The 19,457-nt window shown below is 64.5% G+C and carries 18 protein-coding genes; 9 read left to right on the forward strand and 9 right to left on the reverse strand.

The genetic code is table 11. The features are described from left to right. Positions 1 to 26 precede the first annotated feature (26 nt). The 6 genes from XI02_RS15265 to XI02_RS15290 all read right to left on the reverse strand — a co-directional run bounded on the left by XI02_RS15265 (position 27) and on the right by XI02_RS15290 (position 5,561). Entirely contained in the window at positions 27 to 302 is a 276-nt protein-coding gene (locus tag XI02_RS15265) for a GNAT family N-acetyltransferase (RefSeq protein ID WP_069276199.1), read from the reverse strand. 13 nt (positions 303 to 315) lie between these two features. After that, positions 316 to 933: a flavin reductase family protein gene (locus XI02_RS15270; protein WP_172648205.1), complete on the reverse strand. Its 618-nt coding sequence runs from the start codon at positions 931 to 933 to the stop codon at positions 316 to 318. A gap of 173 nt (positions 934 to 1,106) precedes the next feature. Next, positions 1,107 to 2,270, reverse strand: coding sequence for an IS4 family transposase (locus tag XI02_RS15275; protein WP_069280603.1), 1,164 nt, complete (start codon positions 2,268 to 2,270; stop codon positions 1,107 to 1,109). 241 nt (positions 2,271 to 2,511) lie between these two features. Continuing rightward, a complete protein-coding gene (locus XI02_RS15280) occupies positions 2,512 to 3,786 on the reverse strand; it encodes an acyl-CoA dehydrogenase family protein (RefSeq protein WP_018270539.1) in 1,275 nt (424 codons plus the stop codon). 269 nt (positions 3,787 to 4,055) lie between these two features. Then, entirely contained in the window at positions 4,056 to 4,433 is a 378-nt protein-coding gene (locus XI02_RS15285; RefSeq protein ID WP_137476541.1) for a VOC family protein, read from the reverse strand. A gap of 345 nt (positions 4,434 to 4,778) precedes the next feature. Continuing rightward, positions 4,779 to 5,561, reverse strand: a complete 783-nt coding sequence (locus tag XI02_RS15290; RefSeq protein WP_016845858.1) for an SDR family NAD(P)-dependent oxidoreductase — start codon at positions 5,559 to 5,561, stop codon at positions 4,779 to 4,781. A 151-nt stretch (positions 5,562 to 5,712) separates the two neighbouring features. Between XI02_RS15290 and XI02_RS15295 the strand changes: the two genes are divergently transcribed. From XI02_RS15295 to XI02_RS15305, 3 genes are read left to right on the forward strand one after another with little or no spacing between them, the layout of a single operon-like run. Then, complete coding sequence (locus XI02_RS15295; RefSeq protein ID WP_018270541.1) at positions 5,713 to 6,504, forward strand: enoyl-CoA hydratase/isomerase; 792 nt, start codon at positions 5,713 to 5,715, stop codon at positions 6,502 to 6,504. After that, positions 6,501 to 7,487, forward strand: coding sequence for a phosphotransferase family protein (locus XI02_RS15300; RefSeq protein WP_172648204.1), 987 nt, complete (start codon positions 6,501 to 6,503; stop codon positions 7,485 to 7,487). The genes XI02_RS15295 and XI02_RS15300 overlap by 4 nt, the downstream gene beginning before the upstream one ends. A gap of 1 nt (position 7,488) precedes the next feature. Further along, the gene (locus tag XI02_RS15305; protein WP_172648203.1) at positions 7,489 to 7,860 is read left to right on the forward strand and encodes a DUF6285 domain-containing protein; all 372 of its coding nucleotides are present in this window, start codon (positions 7,489 to 7,491) and stop codon (positions 7,858 to 7,860) included. 267 nt (positions 7,861 to 8,127) lie between these two features. Here XI02_RS15305 and XI02_RS15310 read toward each other — a convergent pair whose 3' ends face one another. Continuing rightward, positions 8,128 to 8,907 carry an enoyl-CoA hydratase-related protein gene (locus tag XI02_RS15310; RefSeq protein ID WP_018270544.1) on the reverse strand — a complete coding sequence of 260 codons (780 nt, stop codon included), beginning with the start codon at positions 8,905 to 8,907 and terminating at the stop codon, positions 8,128 to 8,130. Between the two features lie 220 nt (positions 8,908 to 9,127). Between XI02_RS15310 and XI02_RS15315 the strand changes: the two genes are divergently transcribed. From XI02_RS15315 to XI02_RS46000, 3 genes are read left to right on the forward strand one after another with little or no spacing between them, the layout of a single operon-like run. After that, the gene (locus XI02_RS15315) at positions 9,128 to 10,402 is read left to right on the forward strand and encodes an acyl-CoA dehydrogenase family protein (RefSeq protein ID WP_016845853.1); all 1,275 of its coding nucleotides are present in this window, start codon (positions 9,128 to 9,130) and stop codon (positions 10,400 to 10,402) included. Positions 10,403 to 10,417: 15 nt separating this feature from the next. Further along, a complete protein-coding gene (locus XI02_RS45995) occupies positions 10,418 to 10,747 on the forward strand; it encodes a GFA family protein (RefSeq protein WP_244980713.1) in 330 nt (109 codons plus the stop codon). Continuing rightward, the gene (locus XI02_RS46000; protein ID WP_244981151.1) at positions 10,647 to 10,895 is read left to right on the forward strand and encodes a GFA family protein; all 249 of its coding nucleotides are present in this window, start codon (positions 10,647 to 10,649) and stop codon (positions 10,893 to 10,895) included. The genes XI02_RS45995 and XI02_RS46000 overlap by 101 nt, the downstream gene beginning before the upstream one ends. Before the next feature lie 50 nt (positions 10,896 to 10,945). Here XI02_RS46000 and XI02_RS15325 read toward each other — a convergent pair whose 3' ends face one another. Together XI02_RS15325 and XI02_RS15330 are read right to left on the reverse strand one after the other, a co-directional pair. After that, positions 10,946 to 12,526, reverse strand: coding sequence for a fatty acid--CoA ligase (locus XI02_RS15325; protein ID WP_018270547.1), 1,581 nt, complete (start codon positions 12,524 to 12,526; stop codon positions 10,946 to 10,948). Between the two features lie 243 nt (positions 12,527 to 12,769). After that, on the reverse strand, positions 12,770 to 13,645 hold the full coding sequence (locus XI02_RS15330) for an SDR family oxidoreductase (protein ID WP_018270548.1): 876 nt from the start codon (positions 13,643 to 13,645) through the stop codon (positions 12,770 to 12,772). Positions 13,646 to 13,745: 100 nt separating this feature from the next. Between XI02_RS15330 and XI02_RS15335 the strand changes: the two genes are divergently transcribed. The 3 genes from XI02_RS15335 (at position 13,746) to ppc (ending at position 19,313) form a co-directional block, all read left to right on the forward strand. Further along, the gene (locus XI02_RS15335) at positions 13,746 to 14,555 is read left to right on the forward strand and encodes a crotonase/enoyl-CoA hydratase family protein (protein ID WP_172648202.1); all 810 of its coding nucleotides are present in this window, start codon (positions 13,746 to 13,748) and stop codon (positions 14,553 to 14,555) included. Positions 14,556 to 14,694: 139 nt separating this feature from the next. Beyond that, positions 14,695 to 16,242, forward strand: a complete 1,548-nt coding sequence (locus tag XI02_RS15340; protein WP_172648201.1) for an acyl-CoA synthetase — start codon at positions 14,695 to 14,697, stop codon at positions 16,240 to 16,242. Positions 16,243 to 16,520: 278 nt separating this feature from the next. Continuing rightward, entirely contained in the window at positions 16,521 to 19,313 is a 2,793-nt protein-coding gene (ppc, locus tag XI02_RS15345; RefSeq protein WP_172649199.1) for a phosphoenolpyruvate carboxylase, read from the forward strand. Positions 19,314 to 19,457 lie beyond the last annotated feature (144 nt).

The raw sequence follows: 19,457 nt of genomic DNA on the forward strand, positions 1-19,457 counted from the left end.
ACACGCTTTGCCAACTCGCCCTGCGGTCACCCCAACAGATCGTCATACTCCGGATGCTTCTTCATGAAGCCCTGGATGAATTCGCATTTCACCACGAGCTTGATGCCCTGCGCGCGGACGGCGTCGAGTGTCGCGCGCGCGAGCTTGGAGCCGATGCCGCGGCCGCCGAGCTCCGCCGGCACCTCGGTGTGAACCAGCGTGATCGTGTCCGGCGTCTTGCGGTAGACCACGAAAGCGGTTGAGCCGTCGACGGCGAGCTCGAACCGGCTCTGCGCTTCGTTGTCGCGGAATGTTTCGCTCATTGTCTTGTCCTTGTTATTTCGTCTTTGCGCCCTCGGCCGCGGGAAACACCACGCGGTCGTCGGTGCGGCAGTAGCGGTCGGCGAACATGCGGCCTATCGGGTGGTAGCGCTCCATATGGACGCGCATCGCGTCACGGTCCCACAACTCGTCGCGGATGTGGAAATGGATGCCTTCGCCCATGATGAGCTGGCGGTCGCCATTGACGTCGATCAGCTTCCAGGTCTTGCACTCCATCGCGAACGGCGCCTCGACGAGGCGAGGGACCGCGATCCTGCTTGAGGGCGCGAGCTTCAATCCGAGATAATCGGGCTCGCCGATCTCGGGCGGGAAGTCGCCACTCGTCTCATGCATCGCGCGCGCCAGCGGCTCGTCGGTGAGGTTGACCACGAACTCGCCGAGGCGCTGGATGTTGACCAGGGTGTCCTTCTCGCGGCCGTCCGGCCTGCGGTTGACCGCGAACATGCAGAGCGGCGGATCCTCGCAGAACACGTTGAAGAACGAGAACGGCGCCGCGTTGACCACGCCGTCCGCGCCCTGGCTCGTCACCCAGGCGATCGGCCGCGGCAGCACGAAGGAGGTCAGCACCTTGTAACGTTCGCGCTGGGTGAGGTCGCTTGGGGAATATTCCATGGGATGTCCGGAAGTTCGTAGAGCAGGTTAGCGAAGGGTAACCGGCCGCGAGCGGACCGCAAAGCAAAAGGCGGGTTACGCTCGCGCGAACCCGCCTTGCAGACTTGCTTGTTTGTTCCTTGGAGCGCTCTTCCCTTACCTCGCCCCGCAGGCGCAGGGCTGTCCGGGGAACGTCATCCATAGCAGAACTCCATCTGGTTTGGGGATGTTCTGCATTTGCGGTGGCTGGGATTGACGGGCGGAGGCTGGTCGATGGTGGCGAGTGCTCGACGGGTGAACAGAAGCTGACCAACAAGCTCGGCCAGCCTGAGAGGCAGCATTTTGATGCAGTTGGCTCGTGCAGCGATGCGTAGCAGCAGGTAGGCAATCATCGCCGCGAGCACTTGCAGGCGGATCGCGTTATCGTTGGCGCCGAGAAACTTGCGGATATCGAGATGCTGCTTGATCCAGCGGAACAGCAGCTCGATCTGCCAGCGGGTTTTGTAAAGGGCAGCAATCTCGATGGCGGTGCGGGTGAGATCGTTGGTCAGCAGCGTGATCAGGCCCCCGTTCTCTCGCCTGAGCTTGATCCGACGCAGCGGGATCGGCAGTCGTGAGTCGCCCTTGCTGATAAGCTTCACCTCGTCGTCGGCGAGGATTTTGAAGCCGTCGCCCTCGCGCTTGCGGAGAGGACGATGCTTGAAAGCCCGGAACCGGATGCGTTCCTTTGCCCGGGTGATGAAGAATGCCTTGCTATCGCTGATCTTCTGCCACCAGTCGAAGCGGCAATATCCCTTGTCGAACACGTAAGTGGTGTCGGCCTGGATCGGAACCTGGCGACCGATCTCGATGTCGTTCACGGTTGCCGGTGTCACCTCGACACAGTTCGGGACATCGCTTTTTGGATCGTAGACGACGTGCAGCTTCATGCCGCGGATGCGGCCGTTCCACCTCGCCCAGCTGCAAACCTTACCGAGCGGGATCGGGCTGGCATCGATCAGGCGCACCATCTCCGTGCCCTCGCTCCGCAGCTGGCGACTGGCCATCGCCGACAGCGTCGCAAAGGTCTGCGCGAAGACGCCGACCGGACGGCGGGCATTGGCATCGGACAGCGTCGAGCGGGACAGCTGGCCGGCCCCCAAATGATAGTGGTGTTGAGAATGGGCGTTGAAGCCGGCTACCACCCCACGCAGGCTGTCACTGCCGCTGAGCTGCGCATAGATCAGCGCGATCAGATGATCCCAGCTCTTGAACGACTTGTCGTAGGCATCTCCGGCCAAACGATCCACAGTCGACTGAAACTGCCGCCGATTGATCGGTTCAAGCAGCCTTCCAAAAATGCTATCGCGGTATCGCATGCTCGGCCTTCTGTGTCTCGACAACCAGAAAAGGCCGATTTGCCTCGGTCTTGCCGAGCATGCACCGCGACATAGTGAATCATTCCCCGGACGGCCCTGCGCCTGCGGGGAGAGGTCGGATCGCATCGTCAGATGCGATCCGGGTGAGGGGATTCTCCGCGAGATGATCTCTCACCGTGCTTGCGGAGGCGGCCCCTCATTCCGACCTTTTCCCCGCACGCGGGGAGAAGGGGAAGATAGGCTACGGCATGCTCAGCTCGTGGCGGCCGACCACCATCCAGTGCACTTCGTCCGGACCGTCGGCGAAGCGGAGATGGCGGACGTCCTGATACATTTCGCCGAGCGGCGACCACTGCGAGATGCCGGTGGCGCCGTGCATCTGGATCGCCTGGTCGATCACCTTGCAGGCGCGCTCGGGTACCATGGCCTTGACCATCGAGACCCAGACCCGGGCTTCCTTGTTGCCGAGCACGTCCATCGCCTTGGCCGCCTTCAGCACCATCAGCCGCATCGCCTCGATCTCGCAACGCGCCTGGGCGATGATCTGCATGTTGCCGCCGAGATGAGCGATCTTCTTGCCGAACGCCTCGCGCGTCAGGCCACGCTGCACCATCATGTCGAGCGCCTTCTCGGCCTTGCCGATGGTGCGCATGCAGTGATGGATGCGGCCCGGGCCGAGGCGGACCTGCGAGATCTCGAAGCCGCGGCCCTCGCCGAGCAGCATGTTCTCCTTCGGCACCTTGCAATTGTTGAAGCGCAGATGCATGTGGCCGCGCGGCGCATGGTCGTGGCCGAACACGTGCATGGGCCCGAGGATCTCGACGCCGGGGGTGTCGATCGGCACCAGGATCTGCGACTGCTGTTTGCTCGGCGCGGCGTCGGGATTGGTCTTCACCATCACGATCATGATCTTGCAGCGCGGATCGCCGGCGCCGGAGATGTAATACTTCTCGCCGTTGATCACCCACTCGTCGCCGACCAGCTTCGCGGTGGTCGAGATGTTCTTGGCGTCGGAGGAGGCGACGTTCGGCTCGGTCATCGCATAGGCCGAGCGGATCTCGCCGTTGAGCAGCGGCTTCAGCCACTTCTCCTTCTGCGCCTTGGTGCCGACGCGCTCCAGCACCTCCATGTTGCCGGTGTCAGGCGCCGAGCAGTTCATGGTCTCGGAGGCCAGCGGGCTCTTGCCGAGCTCGGCGGCGATGTAGGCGTAGTCGAGGTTGTTGAGGCCTTCGCCGGTTTCGGCATCGGGCAGGAAGAAGTTCCAGAGGCCGACTTCCTTGGCCTTGTCCTTGGCCTTCTGCAGGATCGCGAGCTGCTCGTCCGTGAAGCTCCAGCGGTTGGTCTTCTTCTCGCCGGCGCGATAGAACTCGACCGACATCGGGTCGACCGTGTCGCGGATGAACTGCTTCACATGATCGTAGAGCGGACGGACCTTGTCCGACATGCGCAGGTCATTGAGCTCGTCGCCCGGATTGAGCGTGTAGTTCGTGGTGCGCGGCACATAGGCATGTTTCACTGTCTTTTCTCCCTCGCGAAGGCGCGTTTCGCGCCGGACAATAGACGCGTGCGACGCCAAGCGCGAGCACCGATTTTTCCGATCACCTCTGCCGCATCGCGGAATTTCGCGACGACGTTTCAAACGTTGTTTGAACGCCCTCTCTCCGCACGCTCGTCATGGCCGGGCTTGTCCCGGCCATCCACGTCTTTCTTGTGTGTAGAGATCGAGACGTGGATGCCCGGCACAAGGCCGGGCATGACGAAGTGAAAACGCCGGGGGCCGGATCGTCAGACCATCCGGTGCATCGCGCAGATCTTGTTGCCGTCGAGGTCGCGCAGATAGGCGAGGTAGAGCTTGATGCCGCCTCCTTCCCGCACGCCCGGCGGGTCCTCGCAGCTCTTGCCGCCATTGGCGACGCCGGCCGCGTGCCAGGCTTCGACCTGTTCCGGCGAAGAACAGGCAAAGCCGATCGTACCGCCATTGGCATGCGTCGCCGGTTCTCCGTTGATCGGCTTGGAAACCATGAAAATGCCGGCCTTGGTGAGGTACATGATGCGGTGACCGTCGACCCGGGCCGGCCGGACATCGAGCGTGCCAAGCAGCGCATCATAGAACGTCTTGGCCTTGTCCAGATCGTTGGTGCCAACCATCACGTGTGAAAACATCTGAAATATCCTCCCTGCTTGTTAAAAGCCGCCTCATTGCGTCCCTTGCGGCTCAAACGCTAGCAGCAGTTTTGCCGCGACGGAAGCGACGCGGCGTCGCGCGTTGTTCTACCCGTCACTCTCCGGCCGTCATTCCGCGCCACGCAACTGCGCCGCGAGGGTGCGGATGTATGACTCAACCTCGCGCCACATATTCAGCGTCGTCCCGGCGAAGGCCGGGACCGATAACCACCGATGTCATTTGTGATGCGATGCTGGTACGACGAGTCCCGTTCACAACATCCGCCGCGGCGTATGGGTCCCGGCCTTCGCCGGGACGACGGCGTTGATGCGGCAACAGCCGGGCTAGAACGCCGTGTACCCGCCGTCGATCACAAAGCAATCCGCCGTATGATAGGACGACGCCTTGCTCATGATGTAGACGGCGATGCCGCCGAAATCGCTCGGCTCGCCGAAGCGGCGCAGGGGGATGCGCGGCATCACATTGGCGACGAACTTGTCGTTGGCCATGATGCCTGCGGTCATGTCGCTCTTGATCCAGCCGGGCAGGATCGCGTTCGCGGTGACGCCATGGCGCGCGAGCTCGACGCCGAGCGCGCGGCACAGCGCGTTCAGCGCCGCCTTGGTGCCGGCATAGTGCTCGTTGCGCGCAGTGCCGAACAGCGAGGCGAGGCTCGAGGTCGCAACCAGCCGGCCGAACTTGTCGCCGGCCTCGGCGCGGTCGGTCATGTGGCGTGCCGCAGCCTGGAATACGTGAAACACGCCGTCGAGATTGGTCGCGAACATCTTGCGCCATTCCTCCTCGGTGCGGTCGATGAAGGCTCTTCGTCCGCCGCCGCCGATGCCGGCATTGGCGAAGCAGCCGTCGACGCGGCCGAAGGTGTCGAGGGTTGCCTTCATCGCGGTCTTGACCGAGCCGGGATCGCTGACGTCGCAGAATTGCGTCGCGACCTTGCCGGGGCCGGCCTTCATCGAGGCCGCGGCGTTGGCGTTTTTTTCCGCGTTGCGGCCCCAGATCGAGACGTTGCAGCCGGCGGCGTTCAGCGCCTGCGCGATGCCGAGGCCGATGCCGCCATTGCCGCCGGTGATGACAGCGACGCGGCCGGTGAGATCGAAGATGCCACTCATTGGGGTTTCCATTTGGTTTGGTGCGCGCTAATCACGCGTTCACGGATGGGCTTGCCGCCGACCATGGACAAGCCCGGCACAAAAATCAAATATGGGTCGAAGCGTCGACCTACCGCGGTACCCACCGCCGAAACAACGTGAAGAGGAAACCATGCAGTTCAAACATGTCACGCTCGACTTCGACGGATCGGTCGCGATCCTCAGGCTCGACCACCAGGAAGTCATGAACGCGGTCTCGATCGACATGCTGGGCGGGCTTGCCGAGGCGCTCGATGCGATCGACGACAAGCGCGACGAGGTGCGCTGCCTGGTGATCACGGGCGCGGGCCGCGCCTTCTGCACCGGCGCCAATCTGCAGGGCCGCAACCAGCAGAAGCCCGGCAAGAGCAATGCCGGCGCGGCGCTGGAGACCGCGTTCCATCCGTTCCTGCGCCGGTTGCGTAAGCTGCACTGTCCGATCGTGACGGCGGTGAACGGTCCGGCCGCCGGCGCCGGCATGAGCTTCGCGCTGATGGGCGACCTCATCCTGTGCGCGCGCTCGTCCTATTTCCTGCAGGCGTTCCGCCGCATCGGCCTGGTGCCGGATTGCGGCTCGACCTGGCTGTTGCCGCGGCTGATCGGCAAGGCGCGCTCGGTCGAGCTGTCGCTGCTCGGCGAGCGGCTGCCGGCCGAGAAGGCGCTGGAGTGGGGCCTCGTCAACCGCGTCTATGACGACGCCGCGCTGATGGAAGAAACCATGAAGCTCGCGCACGATCTCGCCAACGGCCCGACGGTGGCGTTGTCGCTGATCCGCAAGCTCTATTGGGACAGCCCGGAAAATACCCTCGAGGATCAGCTCAATCTGGAATTCGAGTCGCAACGCCTTGCCGGCAGCGCCGAGGATTTCAAGGAAGGTGTCACCGCGTTCCTCGAGAAGCGGCCGGCGAAGTTCAAAGGCAAATGATCGAGACCGAGCTCACCCGCTGCGTCGCCTCGTTTCATCCTGGTGCTACCGGTGTCACCGGTGCCGCAAAGCTCTCCGGCGGCGCCAGCCAGGAGACCTGGACGTTCGACATCGTGCACCCGAACGGCACTATCGGCGCGATCCTGCGCCGCGCGCCGCCGGGTTACGGTGCCGCGCCGGGCCGCGCCGCCGGCCTCGATGCCGAGGCGACGCTGATGCAGCTCGCGCATGACGCGGGCCTGCCGTCGCCGAAGGTCATGCATGTCTTGAGGCCGGAGGACGGCCTTGGCCGCGGCTTCATCATGGCGCGGGTCGAAGGCGAGACCATCGCGCGAAAAATTTTGCGCGACGAGGAATTTGCCGGCGCGCGGCCGATCCTCGCCCGCCAGCTCGGCCGCGTCATCGCCGGCATCCATGGTCTGCCGCAGGCCAAACTGCCGAAGCTGCGCAGCCTGACCGCGACCAGGGAGATCGAGGATCTCTCCCGCGAGTATCACAGCTTCAACTGGCCGCGGCCGGTGTTCGAGCTGGCGCTGCGCTGGCTGCGCGATCACGATCCCGGTCCCTCATCCGAGACGACGCTGGTGCATGGCGATTTCCGCCACGGCAATCTGATCATCGGTCCCGACGGGGTGCGCGCGGTGCTCGACTGGGAGCTCGCGCATACCGGCGATCCGATGGAGGACCTCGGATGGATCTGCGTCAACTCGTGGCGCTTCGGCGAGATCGACAAGCCGGTCGGCGGCTTCGGCACACGCGAAGATCTGTTCGCGGGCTATGCAGAAGCCGGCCGCAAGGCCGACCCCGACCGCGTGATGTTCTGGGAAGTGATGGGCACGCTGCGCTGGGGCGTGATGTGCTGCGGCATGATGCAGCGCTTCCGAAGTGGCCCGGATCATTCGATGGAACGCGCGATGATCGGACGGCGCGCGTCCGAGACCGAGATCGATCTGCTTAGGCTACTCGCACCGAGAGGTCGTTGACATGCAGGACGAACCGACACCCACGGAACTGATCAAGGCCGTCGCCGATTTCCTGCGCAGCGAGATCGCGCCCGCGATCAAGGGGCACAACGGCTTCAAGCTGCGCGTCGGCATCAACGCGCTCGACCTGGTGACGCGGCAGTTCGCGCTCGCCGAGGCCGGCGATGCGACCGAGGCCGCGCGGCTGAAGCAATTGCTCGGCATCGACGGGACGCTGATGGAGCTGAACCGCGTGCTGTCGGAGAAGATCGCAGGTGGCGAGGTCGATCTGAACACGCCGGGGCTATCGGAGCATCTCTGGCAGACCACGATGGACAAGCTCGCCGTCGATCAGCCGAACTACGCGTCTTATAAGAGGGAACTCGGAAAGTAGGGCGGGTGGAGCGAGGCGATACCCATCGCGACGCGCGTCAATGGGCTTCGCTGCGCTCCAACAAGCTTGCCGTCGTCCCGGCCTAGTGCGCAATTGCGCACGGGGGCCGGGACCCATAACCCCAAATCTCACTTGTGGTGCGATGCTGGGGCCACAGCCCTTCATCCACAATTCACATAGGTGGTAATGGGTCCCGGCCTTCGCCGGGACGACGAGGGGAGACAGCGATGCGCTCACTCCCCCGCCATTGAGGTGCGGACGAAGTCTTTACCGCCCGAGCCACTTCGGCGGCCGCTTCTCCGAAAACGCCTTCGGTCCCTCGATGTAATCCTGCGAGGCAGCCATCGCCTTCACCGCCGGATAGTCGCGCTGCTCGGTCATGGCCTGCTCGAGCGAGACTTCGAGGCCCTTCTGGATCGCCTGCTTGGAGGCGCGGATCGACATCGGCGAGTTCTTGGTGATGGTCTCGGCCCAGCGCTCGGCGGCTGCCAGCGCCTCTCCCTGCGGCACCACCTCGTTGACGAAGCCAAGCTCGAGGCCTTCCTTGGCGCTGACATGGCGCGCGGTCAGGATCATGCCCATGGCGCGCTTCAGCCCGATCTGGCGCGGCAGCCGCTGCAGGCCGCCGGCAAGCGCGGCAAGGCCGACGCGCGGCTCGGGTAGGGCGAAGGTCGCATTCTCCGCGGCAATGATCAGGTCGCAGGCCAATGCGACCTCGAACCCGCCGCCCATCGCGACGCCGTTGACGGCGGCGATGATCGGCTTGTCGCAGTCGAAGCGGGTGGTGAGGCCGGCAAAGCCGCCCTTGTCCCAGCCGCGCTTGCCGCCGGCGGCCTGCCATTTCAGGTCGTTGCCGGCGCAGAACGCCTTGTCGCCGGCGCCGGTCACGATCGCGACCCACTGCTCGGGATCGGCGGAGAAGTCGTCGAACACCTTGTTGAGCTCGAAATGCGCGTCGATATGCAGCGCGTTGTAAACTTCGGGCCGCGACAGCGTCACGATGGTGATGGGACCCTTGCGCGTCACCTTGGAGAATTTCAGATCCATGTTTGCTCCCGTCGATTTTCTGCGGCGAAGAATATTGCTCACATCCTAGCGCCTGCATGGCGTTCCGTGCCATCCAATTGCGCAAGGCGACCGCGCGTGCAAGCCTCGCTCGCCTGCTTGACTTGGCGACAGGCTTCTCACCTTAATCGATCCGAACGTGGATGCGCGACAGCGTCTAGACGCAAAATCAGAATCAACAATATTTCCGGGAGAGACCGCCTTGGATTTCAACCTGCCGGCTGACCTGACGGCCTATCTCGCCGAGCTCGATCGCTTCATCGAACGCGAGATCAAGCCTCTGGAAGAGGCTGATGACAACATCCGCTTCTTCGACCATCGCCGTGAATGGGCGCGCACCGATTTCGACAAGGGTGGCTTGCCGCGCCATGACTGGGAGCTGCTGCTGCGCAAGGCCAAGAACCTGGCCGATGCGGCCGGCCACCTGCGCTTCGCGATTCCGAAGCGTTACGGCGGCAAGGACGGCTCCAATCTCTGGATGGCCGTGATCCGCGAACATTTTGCCTCGAAAGGTCTCGGCTTGCACAACGACCTGCAGAACGAGCACTCGATCGTCGGCAATCTGCCGATCGTCACCATGCTCGACCGCTACGGAACCGACGAGCAGAAGGCGATGATCGACGGCTCCATCACCGGCAAGTACCGCATCACGTTTGGTCTGACCGAGCCCGAGCATGGTTCCGACGCCACGCATATGGAAACCAAAGCGGTTCAGGCCACGCGTGACAACGTCAAGGGCTGGATCATCAACGGCGAGAAGATGTGGACCACGGGCATGCATGTCGCGACGCACTGCGCGCTGTTTGCCCGCACCTCCGGCAATGACGGCGACGCCCGCGGCATCACCTGTTTCCTTGTGCCGGCGAAATCCGCGGGGGTGAAGGTCGAGGAGTATATGTGGACCTTCAACATGCCGACCGACCATCCGCGGGTCAGCTTCACCGACGTGTTCGTGCCAGAGGATGCGCAGTTCGGCGAGGTCGGCCGCGGCCTGTCGCTGGCGCAATGCTTCGTGCACGAGAACCGCATCCGCCAGGCGGCGAGTTCGCTCGGCGCTGCGGTCTACTGCATCAATGAGAGCGTGAAATATGCCCGCGAGCGCAAGCCGTTCGGCAAGGCGCTGGCCGAGAACCAGGCGATCCAGTGGCCGCTGGTCGAGCTCGCGACCCAGGCCGAGATGCTGCGGCTGTTGATCCGCAAGACCGCCTGGGAGATGGATCAACTGACCCAGGCGCAGGTCGAGCACACGCTGTCGGATCGGGTCTCGATGTGCAATTTCTGGGCAAACCGTCTGTGCTGCGAAGCCGCCGACCGCGCGATGCAGGTACATGGCGGCATGGGCTATTCGCGCCACAAGCCGTTTGAGCACATTTATCGCCACCATCGCCGCTACCGCATCACCGAAGGCAGCGAGGAGATCCAGAAGCGCAAGGTAGCGGGCTTCCTGTTCGGCTACATGGGAGCCGGCAAGCACTAACGCAGAGGAGGCGGCATGAACATGGAAGGTGGATGCACCTGCAGGAATGTCCGCTACCGTCTGACCGGCAGGCCGCTGATCGTGCACGCCTGCCACTGCACCTGGTGCCAGCGCGAGACCGGTACCGCGCACGCGCTCAACGCGATGTACGAGGCCGAGCGGGTCGAGCACATCGCGGCCGAGCCCGAGATCGTCGGACACACCGTCGGCGAGCGGCAAGGGGCAGAAAATCGCGCGCTGCCCCATCTGCAAGGTGGCGGTGTGGAGCAATTATCCGGGCGCGGGACCGGCGGTGCGCTTCGTCCGCGTCGGCACGCTGGACGATCCGAGCCAGTGCCCGCCTGATGTCCACATCTTCACGTCATCGAAGCAGCCTTGGGTGACGTTCCCGCGGGGCGCCAAGGTGTTCGCCGAGTATTATGATCGGCGAGAGGTCTGGCCGAAAGAGGCGCAGGAGCGCTGGCACGTCTTGCGGGAGAAGATGAAGGCGTGATGCGTATCTCCCTCCATCGTCGTCCCGGCCTTCGCCGGGACGACAGGAGGCTAATTCACCTGCCGATCCTTGCCCGCCCAGTACGGTTCACGCAGGCTCCGCCGCAGGATCTTGCCCGACGGATTGCGCGGCAGCGCCGGGATGAAGTCGACCGATTTCGGCGTCTTGTAGCCGGCGATCCGCTCGCGCGTGAAGTTGATGATGTCGGTCGCGGTCGCAGTTTTTCCCGGCTTCATCACCACCACCGCCTTCACCGCCTCGCCCCATTTGTCGTCGGGAATGCCGATGACAGCGGCTTCCGCCACGTCGGGGTGGTCGCACAGCGCGCTCTCGACCTCGGCCGGATAGATGTTCTCGCCGCCGGAGATGATCATGTCCTTGATGCGGTCGTGGATGTAGAGGTAGCCGTCACTGTCCATGTAGCCGGCATCGCCGGTGCGCAGCCAGCCGTCGCTGTCGATCGTGCGCGCGGTGGCCTCGGGCAGATTCCAGTAGCCGGCCATGTTGGAGCCGGAGCGGGTGGCGATCTCGCCGACTTCGCCTGGCGGCAGCGGCTTGCCGTCCGCGTCGAGGATCGCAAGCTCGATGCCGGGCAACGCCTTGCCGGCCGAGCGCATGCGGTCGAGCCCTTCGATATGGTCCTCCGGCGGCAGCGCGACGATGGTGCCGGTGGTCTCGGTCATGCCGTACATCTGCACGAAGCCGCATTTGAAGACCTCGATGCACTCCTTCAGCAGCGCCGCCGGAATCGGGGAGGCGCCATAGAGCATGTATTTCAAGCGGGAGAAGTCGACCTGACGTGCGCGCGGCTGCCGCACCACGAACTGCATCGCCGCCGGCACCATGAACAGCTTTGTGATGCCGGACTGCTCGAAGAAGTCGAGCACCTTGGTCGGATCGAACTCGCGCGCGATCACGCCGCGGGCGCCGTGATAGAGCCCCATCACGCCCCAGCCGGAGCCACCGATGTGAAAGATCGGCATCGCGACCAGCGAGACGTCGTCGGTGGTCCAGCGGTTCCATTCCGGCTTCTCGGCCTCGTTGCCGCTCTGCACGAGGTTGAGGAAATTGGCGTGCGACAGCATCGCGCCCTTCGGCTTGCCCGTCGTGCCGGAGGTGTAGAGCTGGATCGCGATGTCCTTTGGCTCGATCGCAACCCGCGGGTCGTCGCCGCTTTGTGCGTCGCGCCAGGCGACGAAGTCGGGCCATTCCGGCGCGCCGCCCTCGGTCGTGATGATGGTGCGAACGCCGGGCAGCTTGTCGCTGATGTTGCGCGCCTGCGTGATGAATTCGGGGCCGACGAACAGGACGGGGGCCTTGCAGTCGTCGACGATGAAGGCGACCTCGGGGCCTGCAAGGCGCCAGTTCACCGGCGCCATCACCACGCCGGCTTTCATCGCGCCCATCAACAGCTCGAAATAGAAATCGCTGTTCTTGCCGAGATAGGCGATGCGCTGGCCCTTCTTGACGCCCATCGCGATCAGCGCATTGGCGACGCGGTTGGTCTTGACGTCGAACTCGGCGAAGCTGGTTTGCCGACCCTCGAATTCATAGGCCAGCGCATTGCCGCGGCTTTTGGCGCGGTCGCGCACCATGTCGGCAAGATTGGTCAGTTTCGGCGCGTCGGACATGTTTCCCCCGTGACGTCTTGTTTTGGTTGCGGGGAGTGTGGCGGCATCCGGCAGCAAAGACAATACGGAGCAAGCGGCCGCGCTGTTTCAGCATCGTCGTCCCGGCGAAGGCCGGGATCCATAACCACGAATCTGAATGTGGCGCGACGCCGGGGCCGCAGCGAGCTCAACAACGAGCAGCGATGGTTATGGATCCTGGCCTTCGCCAGGACGACAGCGGTGATTGCGGCATGCGCGCGGGCCTCAACCTCGCGCCGCGCGGTCCTTCTCGTTCTGGGCCTTGATCGACTCGCGCGCCTTGGTCCAGTCGTCATCGCTCCAGTCGCGCAGCTGGTAGAAATTGCCGCCCATCGCCAGCGCCTGCGCGCCGTCCATGGCGATGGTCTCGCCATTGATCCAGTCGCAGCCGCCGGAGATCAGGAACACCGCGAGGTTCTGCAATTCCTCCATGGTGCCGACGCGGCCCATCGGGTTCATTGCCTTGGTGCGCGCACCGGCCTCATCGCCGGGCTTGATGCGCTTGCTCATGCCTTCGGTGGGGATCTCGCCGGGCGCGATGGTGTTGAGGCGGATGCCGTGACGGCCCCATTCGATGGCAAGCGACATGGTCATGGCGTGGATCGCCGACTTGCTCATCGCCGATGGCACCACATAGGGCGAGCCGTTGCGCACCCAGGTCACGGTGATCGACACCACGTTGCCGCGATGCCCGCCGGCGATCCAGCGCCGGCCCACCGCGTGCGTCACATAAAAGGTGCCGTGCATCACGATGTTGGCGACCGCATCGAAGCCGCGCGGCGACAATTCTTCCGAGCGCGAGATGAAATTGCCGGCGGCGTTGTTGATGAGATCGGTGAGCGGGCCGCTGGTGGTCCAGATCGCCTCGATCATCTCGTCGACCGCCATCGCATTGCGGATATCGACGCCGTGGCTGACCACGCGCCCGCCATGCTCGGCCATCAGCTCGGTGGCGGTCTCGTCGCAGACGCTCTTGCGGCGGCCGCAGATATGCACTTCGGCCCCGAGCTGCAGGAACCGCGAGGCCATGGACTTGCCGAGGCCGGTGCCACCACCGGTTACCAGTATGCGCCGCCCGGCAAGAAGCTGATCAGAGAACATCGTTTCCTCCACGGGGGTTGTCAGTTAATTGGTCGATTGACTAAAAGCGGACAACGGCCTTTCTGTAAAGCGCCAACAAGGAACAGCGGAGGAGATTTCAATGGAAGATCGCGTTTCGATATCGATTTCGGACGGTATCGCCGATGTCCGCCTGGTGCGGGCGGACAAGATGAACGCGCTCGACGCCGCGATGTTCGAGGCATTGGTGGCCGCAACCGACCGGCTTTCCAGGGAAAAGGCCGTTCGGGTGGTCGTGCTGTCCGGGGAGGGCCGGGCGTTCTGCGCCGGGCTCGACATGGGCCGGTTCGCCGCCATGAAAGACGGCGGTAACGGAGTGCCGGGCGGCGAGAAGCGCGATCTCACCATCCGCACCCACGGCAAGGCCAATTTCCCGCAGCAGGCGGTCTGGGGCTGGCGCCAGCTTCCGGTGCCGGTAATTGCTGCGGTCCACGGCGTCGCGTTCGGCGGCGGCTTCCAGCTCGCGCTCGGCGCCGACATGCGCTTCCTCTCGCAGGATGCGCGGATGTCGATCATGGAAATCAAATGGGGCCTGGTGCCCGACATGGCGGGCACGCCGATCCTCGCGAGCCTCGTGCGCGACGACATCTTGCGCGAGCTCACCTATACCGGCCGTATCTTCTCGGCGCAGGAGGCCCAAAGTTACGGCCTTGCCACCCGCGTCTGCGACGACCCGCGCGCCGCGGCGCTCGAGATCGCGCGCGAGATCGCCGGCAAGAGCCCGGATGCGATCCGTGCCGCCAAGCGCATGCTGAACAATCTGTCGGTCGATCCGGCGGCCGCGCTGCTCGCGGAGTCGGTCGAGCAGCAGAAGCTGCTCGGCAGTCCGAACCAGACCGAATCCGTGCGCGCCAATCTGGAGAAGCGGGCGCCAAGGTTTGCGGATGCGTGACGATGTGTAGCCGTCATGGCCGGGCTTGTCCCGGCCATCCACGTCTTTGTTGCGGTGGTAAAGACGTGGATCACCGGGACAAGCCCGGTGATGACGAAGGCAACGAGGCCGCTGACGAATAACGAAGAACAACGCAGAAATGAGCGAAACGTCCCAACCCTTCCTCGGCATCGTCAGCGGCGGTCGCCGGCGCGATCACGCTGCGGTGGCCGAGCGCGCCGACCGTATTGCCAGCGGCCTCAACGAGCTCGGCGTCAAGCCGGGCGACAGCGTCTGCATGCTGATGCGCAACGACATTGCCTTCATCGAGGCTGCCTATGCCGCGATGCGGCTCGGCGCCTATGGCGTGCCGATCAACTGGCACTTCAAGCCGGAGGAGATCAACTATGTGCTGACGGATTCCGGCACGCGCGTCCTGATCGGCCATGCCGACATGCTGCATCCGCTGCGCGGTGCGATCCCGCCCGACGTCATCGTGCTCAGCGTGCCGACGCCGCCGGAAATCCTCGCCAACTACAAGATCAATCCCGATCATCTGGCGACACCGGATTTCGCGATCGATTTCGAAGCCTGGCTCGCGCAATTCCCGCGCTACGACGGCCCGGTGGTGCCGCAGCCGCAGAACATGATCTACACCTCGGGCACCACAGGCCATCCGAAGGGCGTGCGCCGCTTCGCGCCGACGCCGGAGCAGACCGCCAATGCGGAAGCAATGCGCGCGATGATCTACGGCCTGAAGCCCGGCGCACGCGCGATCCTGCCGGGACCGCTCTACCATTCTGCGCCGAATTCCTTCGGCTTGCGCTCGGGCAAGCTCGGCGGCGCGCTGGTACTGATGCCGCGCTTCGACGCGGAGGAGTTTCTGCAGCTGATCGCGCGCGAGCGGATCGACACCATCTTCATGGTGCCGACGATGTTCATCCGCCTGATGAAGCTGCCCGAGGAGGTGCGCCGGAAGTACGACATGTCGTCGCTGCGCCATATCATCCATGCCGCCGCGCCCTGTCCGCCCGATGTCAAGCGCGCCATGATCGAATGGTGGGGGCCGGTGATCTACGAGTTCTACGGCTCGACCGAGTCAGGCGCGGTCACCTTCGCCAATTCCGAGGACGCGCTGAAGAAGCCCGGCACGGTCGGAAAGATCTCGCCCGGTGCCGAGCTGCGCTTCGTCGGCGACGACGGCAAGGAGGTGCCGCAAGGCCAGATCGGCGAGATCTATTCGCGGATCAAGGGCAATCCCGACTTCACCTATCACAACAAGTCGGAGAAGCGCGCCGAGATCGACCGCCAGGGATTCATCACCTCGGGCGACGTCGGCTATATCGATGCCGACGGCTACGTCTTCATCTGCGATCGCAAGCGCGACATGGTGATCTCGGGTGGCGTCAACATCTATCCGGCCGAAATCGAGGCGGTGCTGCATGCAGTCCCCGGCGTGCACGACTGCGCGGTGTTCGGGATTCCCGATGCCGAGTTCGGCGAGGCGCTGATGGCGGTGGTCGAGCCGCAGGTCGGCGTCGTGCTCGACATCGCCTCCGTCCGCGCCCAGCTGAAGACTGCGCTCGCCGATTATAAGGTGCCCAAGCACATCGAGATCGAGAACAACCTGCCGCGGGAGGATTCCGGGAAAATCTTCAAGCGCCGGCTGCGCGATCCATACTGGGAACGGGCGGGGCGGAGAATCTAGGCCAACGAGCAACCGTCGTCCCGGGAAAGCCAACGGGTCGGCGCGAAGCGCCGCCCGATGACAGGCTCCGCGCGACCCGGGACCCACAACCACGGATGTTCCGTTGCGTGAGCTGCGGCCCCATCCAATGCCAAGGTTCGATAGGTCCCGGCCTTCGCCGGGACGACATTGGTCAGTGTGCACCGCCACCAAGTTCATCTTGCGCTGCGGCAAAAAAAGCGCACACTCGGGGGGAGCCGGGCAGCCTCCGGAGTAGCCAAGCCATGTCTCCCCAGGTAATGCCTCCCCAGACCATGCCGTCCGAGACGGAAATCCGCGCCAAGCGTGCCGCGGAGGTCCAGGCGCAGGAGGAGGATGCGCGGCTCCGGAACGACATCCGCCTGCTGGGGCGCGTTCTCGGCGACACCGTGCGCGACCAGGAAGGGGCCGATGTATTCGACCTGGTCGAGCGCATCCGCCAGACCTCGGTTCGCTTCCATCGCGACGAGGACAAGCTGGCGCGGCGGGAGCTGGAAGGCATCCTCGACGGCATGTCGATCGCCGAAACGCTGCAGATCGTCCGCGCCTTCAGCTATTTCTCCCACCTCGCCAACATTGCCGAGGACCAGAACAACATCCGCCAGATGCGCAGCCGCGGCCCCAGCGGGGCGCCGCGCCCGAGCACGCTGGAGCAGACGCTGGTGCATGCCCGCCAGGCCGGCATCAGCCCGGCCGACCTGCGCAGCTTCTTCAGGAGCGCGCTGGTCAGCCCGGTGCTGACCGCGCATCCGACCGAGGTCCGCCGCAAGAGTACGATGGACCGCGAGATGGAGATCGCGCATCTGCTCGACCGCCGCGAGCGGTTGCAGATGACGCCGGAGGAGAGCGAGGCCAGCGACGAGCAACTGCGCCGCGCGGTCGTGACGTTGTGGCAAACCAACCTGCTGCGCCGGACCAAGCTGACCGTGCTCGACGAGGTCGCCAACGGCCTGTCGTTCTACGACTACACCTTCCTGCAGGAGGTGCCGCGGCTGCATTGCGCGCTGGAGGACCGCCTGAACAAGGAGGGCGGCGAAGCGGGCGAACTCGCTTCCTTCCTCAGGATGGGAAGCTGGATCGGCGGCGATCGCGACGGCAATCCCTTCGTCACCGCGGAGGTGATGCGCGGCACGCTGCGCCTGCAGTCGAGCCAGGCGCTCAACTTCTACCTGGAGGAGCTGCATGCGCTTGGCGCCGAATTGTCGCTAGCGGCGCATCTCGCTGACGTCTCGGACGAGCTGCGGAGCCTCGCCGAGCGCTCGCCCGACACCTCGCCGCATCGCAGCGGCGAGCCGTATCGTCTGGCCGTATCGGGTATCTATGCAAGGCTTGCGGCGACGGCCTCTCGGCTCGAGGTCGAGACCAAGCGGCCGCCGGTCGGCAAGGCCGAGCCCTATGCGAGCGCCAGGGAATTCCAGGCCGACCTCGACGTGCTCAACAGCTCGCTGATCGCGAACAATTCCAGCGTGATCGCGCGCGGCCGGCTGCGGCTGTTGCGGCGGGCGGTGGATTGCTTCGGCTTCCATCTGGCGCGGCTCGACATCCGCCAGAACTCGGCGGTGCACGAGCGTACCATCGCCGAACTGTTCGACACCGCCAATCCGGGGATGTCCTATCTGGCGCTCGGCGAGGACGCCCGCGTCAGCCTGCTGCTCGGCGAGCTGCGCAATACACGGCCGCTGGCCTCGCCCTTCGTGAAATATTCCGAGGAGACCCAAAGCGAGCTCGCCGTGTTCCGGGCCGCGGCCGAGGCGCATGCCAGGTTCGGGCCGGAGGTGATCTCCCAGTGCATCATCTCGATGTGCCAGGGCATGTCCGACATGCTCGAGGTCGCGGTGCTCTTGAAGGAAGTCGGGCTGGTCAATCCGTCCGGCCGCAGCGCCGTCAACATCGTGCCGCTGTTCGAGACCATCGAGGATCTGCAGGCCTCCAGCGGCATCATGGACCGCATGCTGGTGCTGCACGATTATCGCAAGCTGGTCGACAGTCTCGGCAGCGTGCAGGAGGTGATGCTCGGCTATTCCGACAGCAACAAGGATGGCGGCTTCGTCACCTCGGGCTGGGAACTCTACAAGGCCGAGATCGGCCTCGTCGAGGTGTTCGAGCGCCACGGCGTGCGGCTGCGCCTGTTCCACGGCCGCGGCGGTTCGGTTGGCCGCGGCGGCGGCCCGAGCTATGACGCGATCATCGCGCAGCCTGGCGGCGCCGTGAACGGCCAGATCCGCATCACCGAGCAGGGCGAGATCATCTCCTCGAAATATTCCAATGCCGAGGTCGGCCGCAGCAATCTGGAAATCCTCGCCGCGGCGACGCTGGAAACCAGCCTGCTGCAGCCGCGGCAGAGCGCGCCGCGCCCCGAATATCTCAAGGCGATGGAGGAAATATCCGCGCTCGCCTTCAAGGCCTATCGCGGCCTCGTCTATGAGACCGAAGGCTTCGCCGATTATTTCTGGGGTTCGACCGTCATCAACGAGATCGCGACGCTGAACATCGGCAGCCGCCCGGCCTCGCGCAAGAAGACCCGCGAGATCGAGGACCTGCGCGCCATCCCGTGGGTGTTCTCCTGGGCGCAATGCCGGCTGATGCTGCCGGGCTGGTATGGCTTCGGCAGCGCGGTCGAGAGCTGGATATCCGGGCATCCAGAGCAGGGCATGGCGTTTCTGCAGGAGCTCTATCGGGAATGGCCGTTCTTCCGCACGCTGCTCTCCAACATGGACATGGTGCTGGCGAAGAGCTCGATCGCGATCGCCTCGCGCTATGCCGAACTGGTGCCCGACGTCGCGTTGCGCGAGAAGATTTTTGGCCAGATCCGCCGCGAATGGCACCTGTCGATCGAGACGCTGCTCGACATCATGGGGCATGACCGGCTGCTGCAGGGCAATCCGCTGCTGGAGCGCGGCATCCGCAACCGCTTCCCTTACATGGATCCGCTCAATCACGTGCAGGTCGAGCTGCTCAAGGAGTATCGCGCGCAGAACCCGGACGAGCAGGTGCTGCGCGGGATTCAGATCACGATCAACGGGATCTCGGCGGGGTTGAGAAACAGCGGATAGCCGCAGCGTCGTCCCGGCCTAGTGCGCGATTGCGCACGGGGGCCGGGACCCATAACCACGACCGGGAGTGTCGTGAACGATGTGGGCCCCAGCTTTCTTCAGCTATCAACAGCGGTGGTAATGGGTCCCGGCCTTCGCCGGGAC

The sequence above is a fragment of the Bradyrhizobium sp. CCBAU 21365 genome, assembly GCF_015291305.1.
In the GTDB taxonomy this organism is placed as follows: domain Bacteria; phylum Pseudomonadota; class Alphaproteobacteria; order Rhizobiales; family Xanthobacteraceae; genus Bradyrhizobium; species Bradyrhizobium elkanii.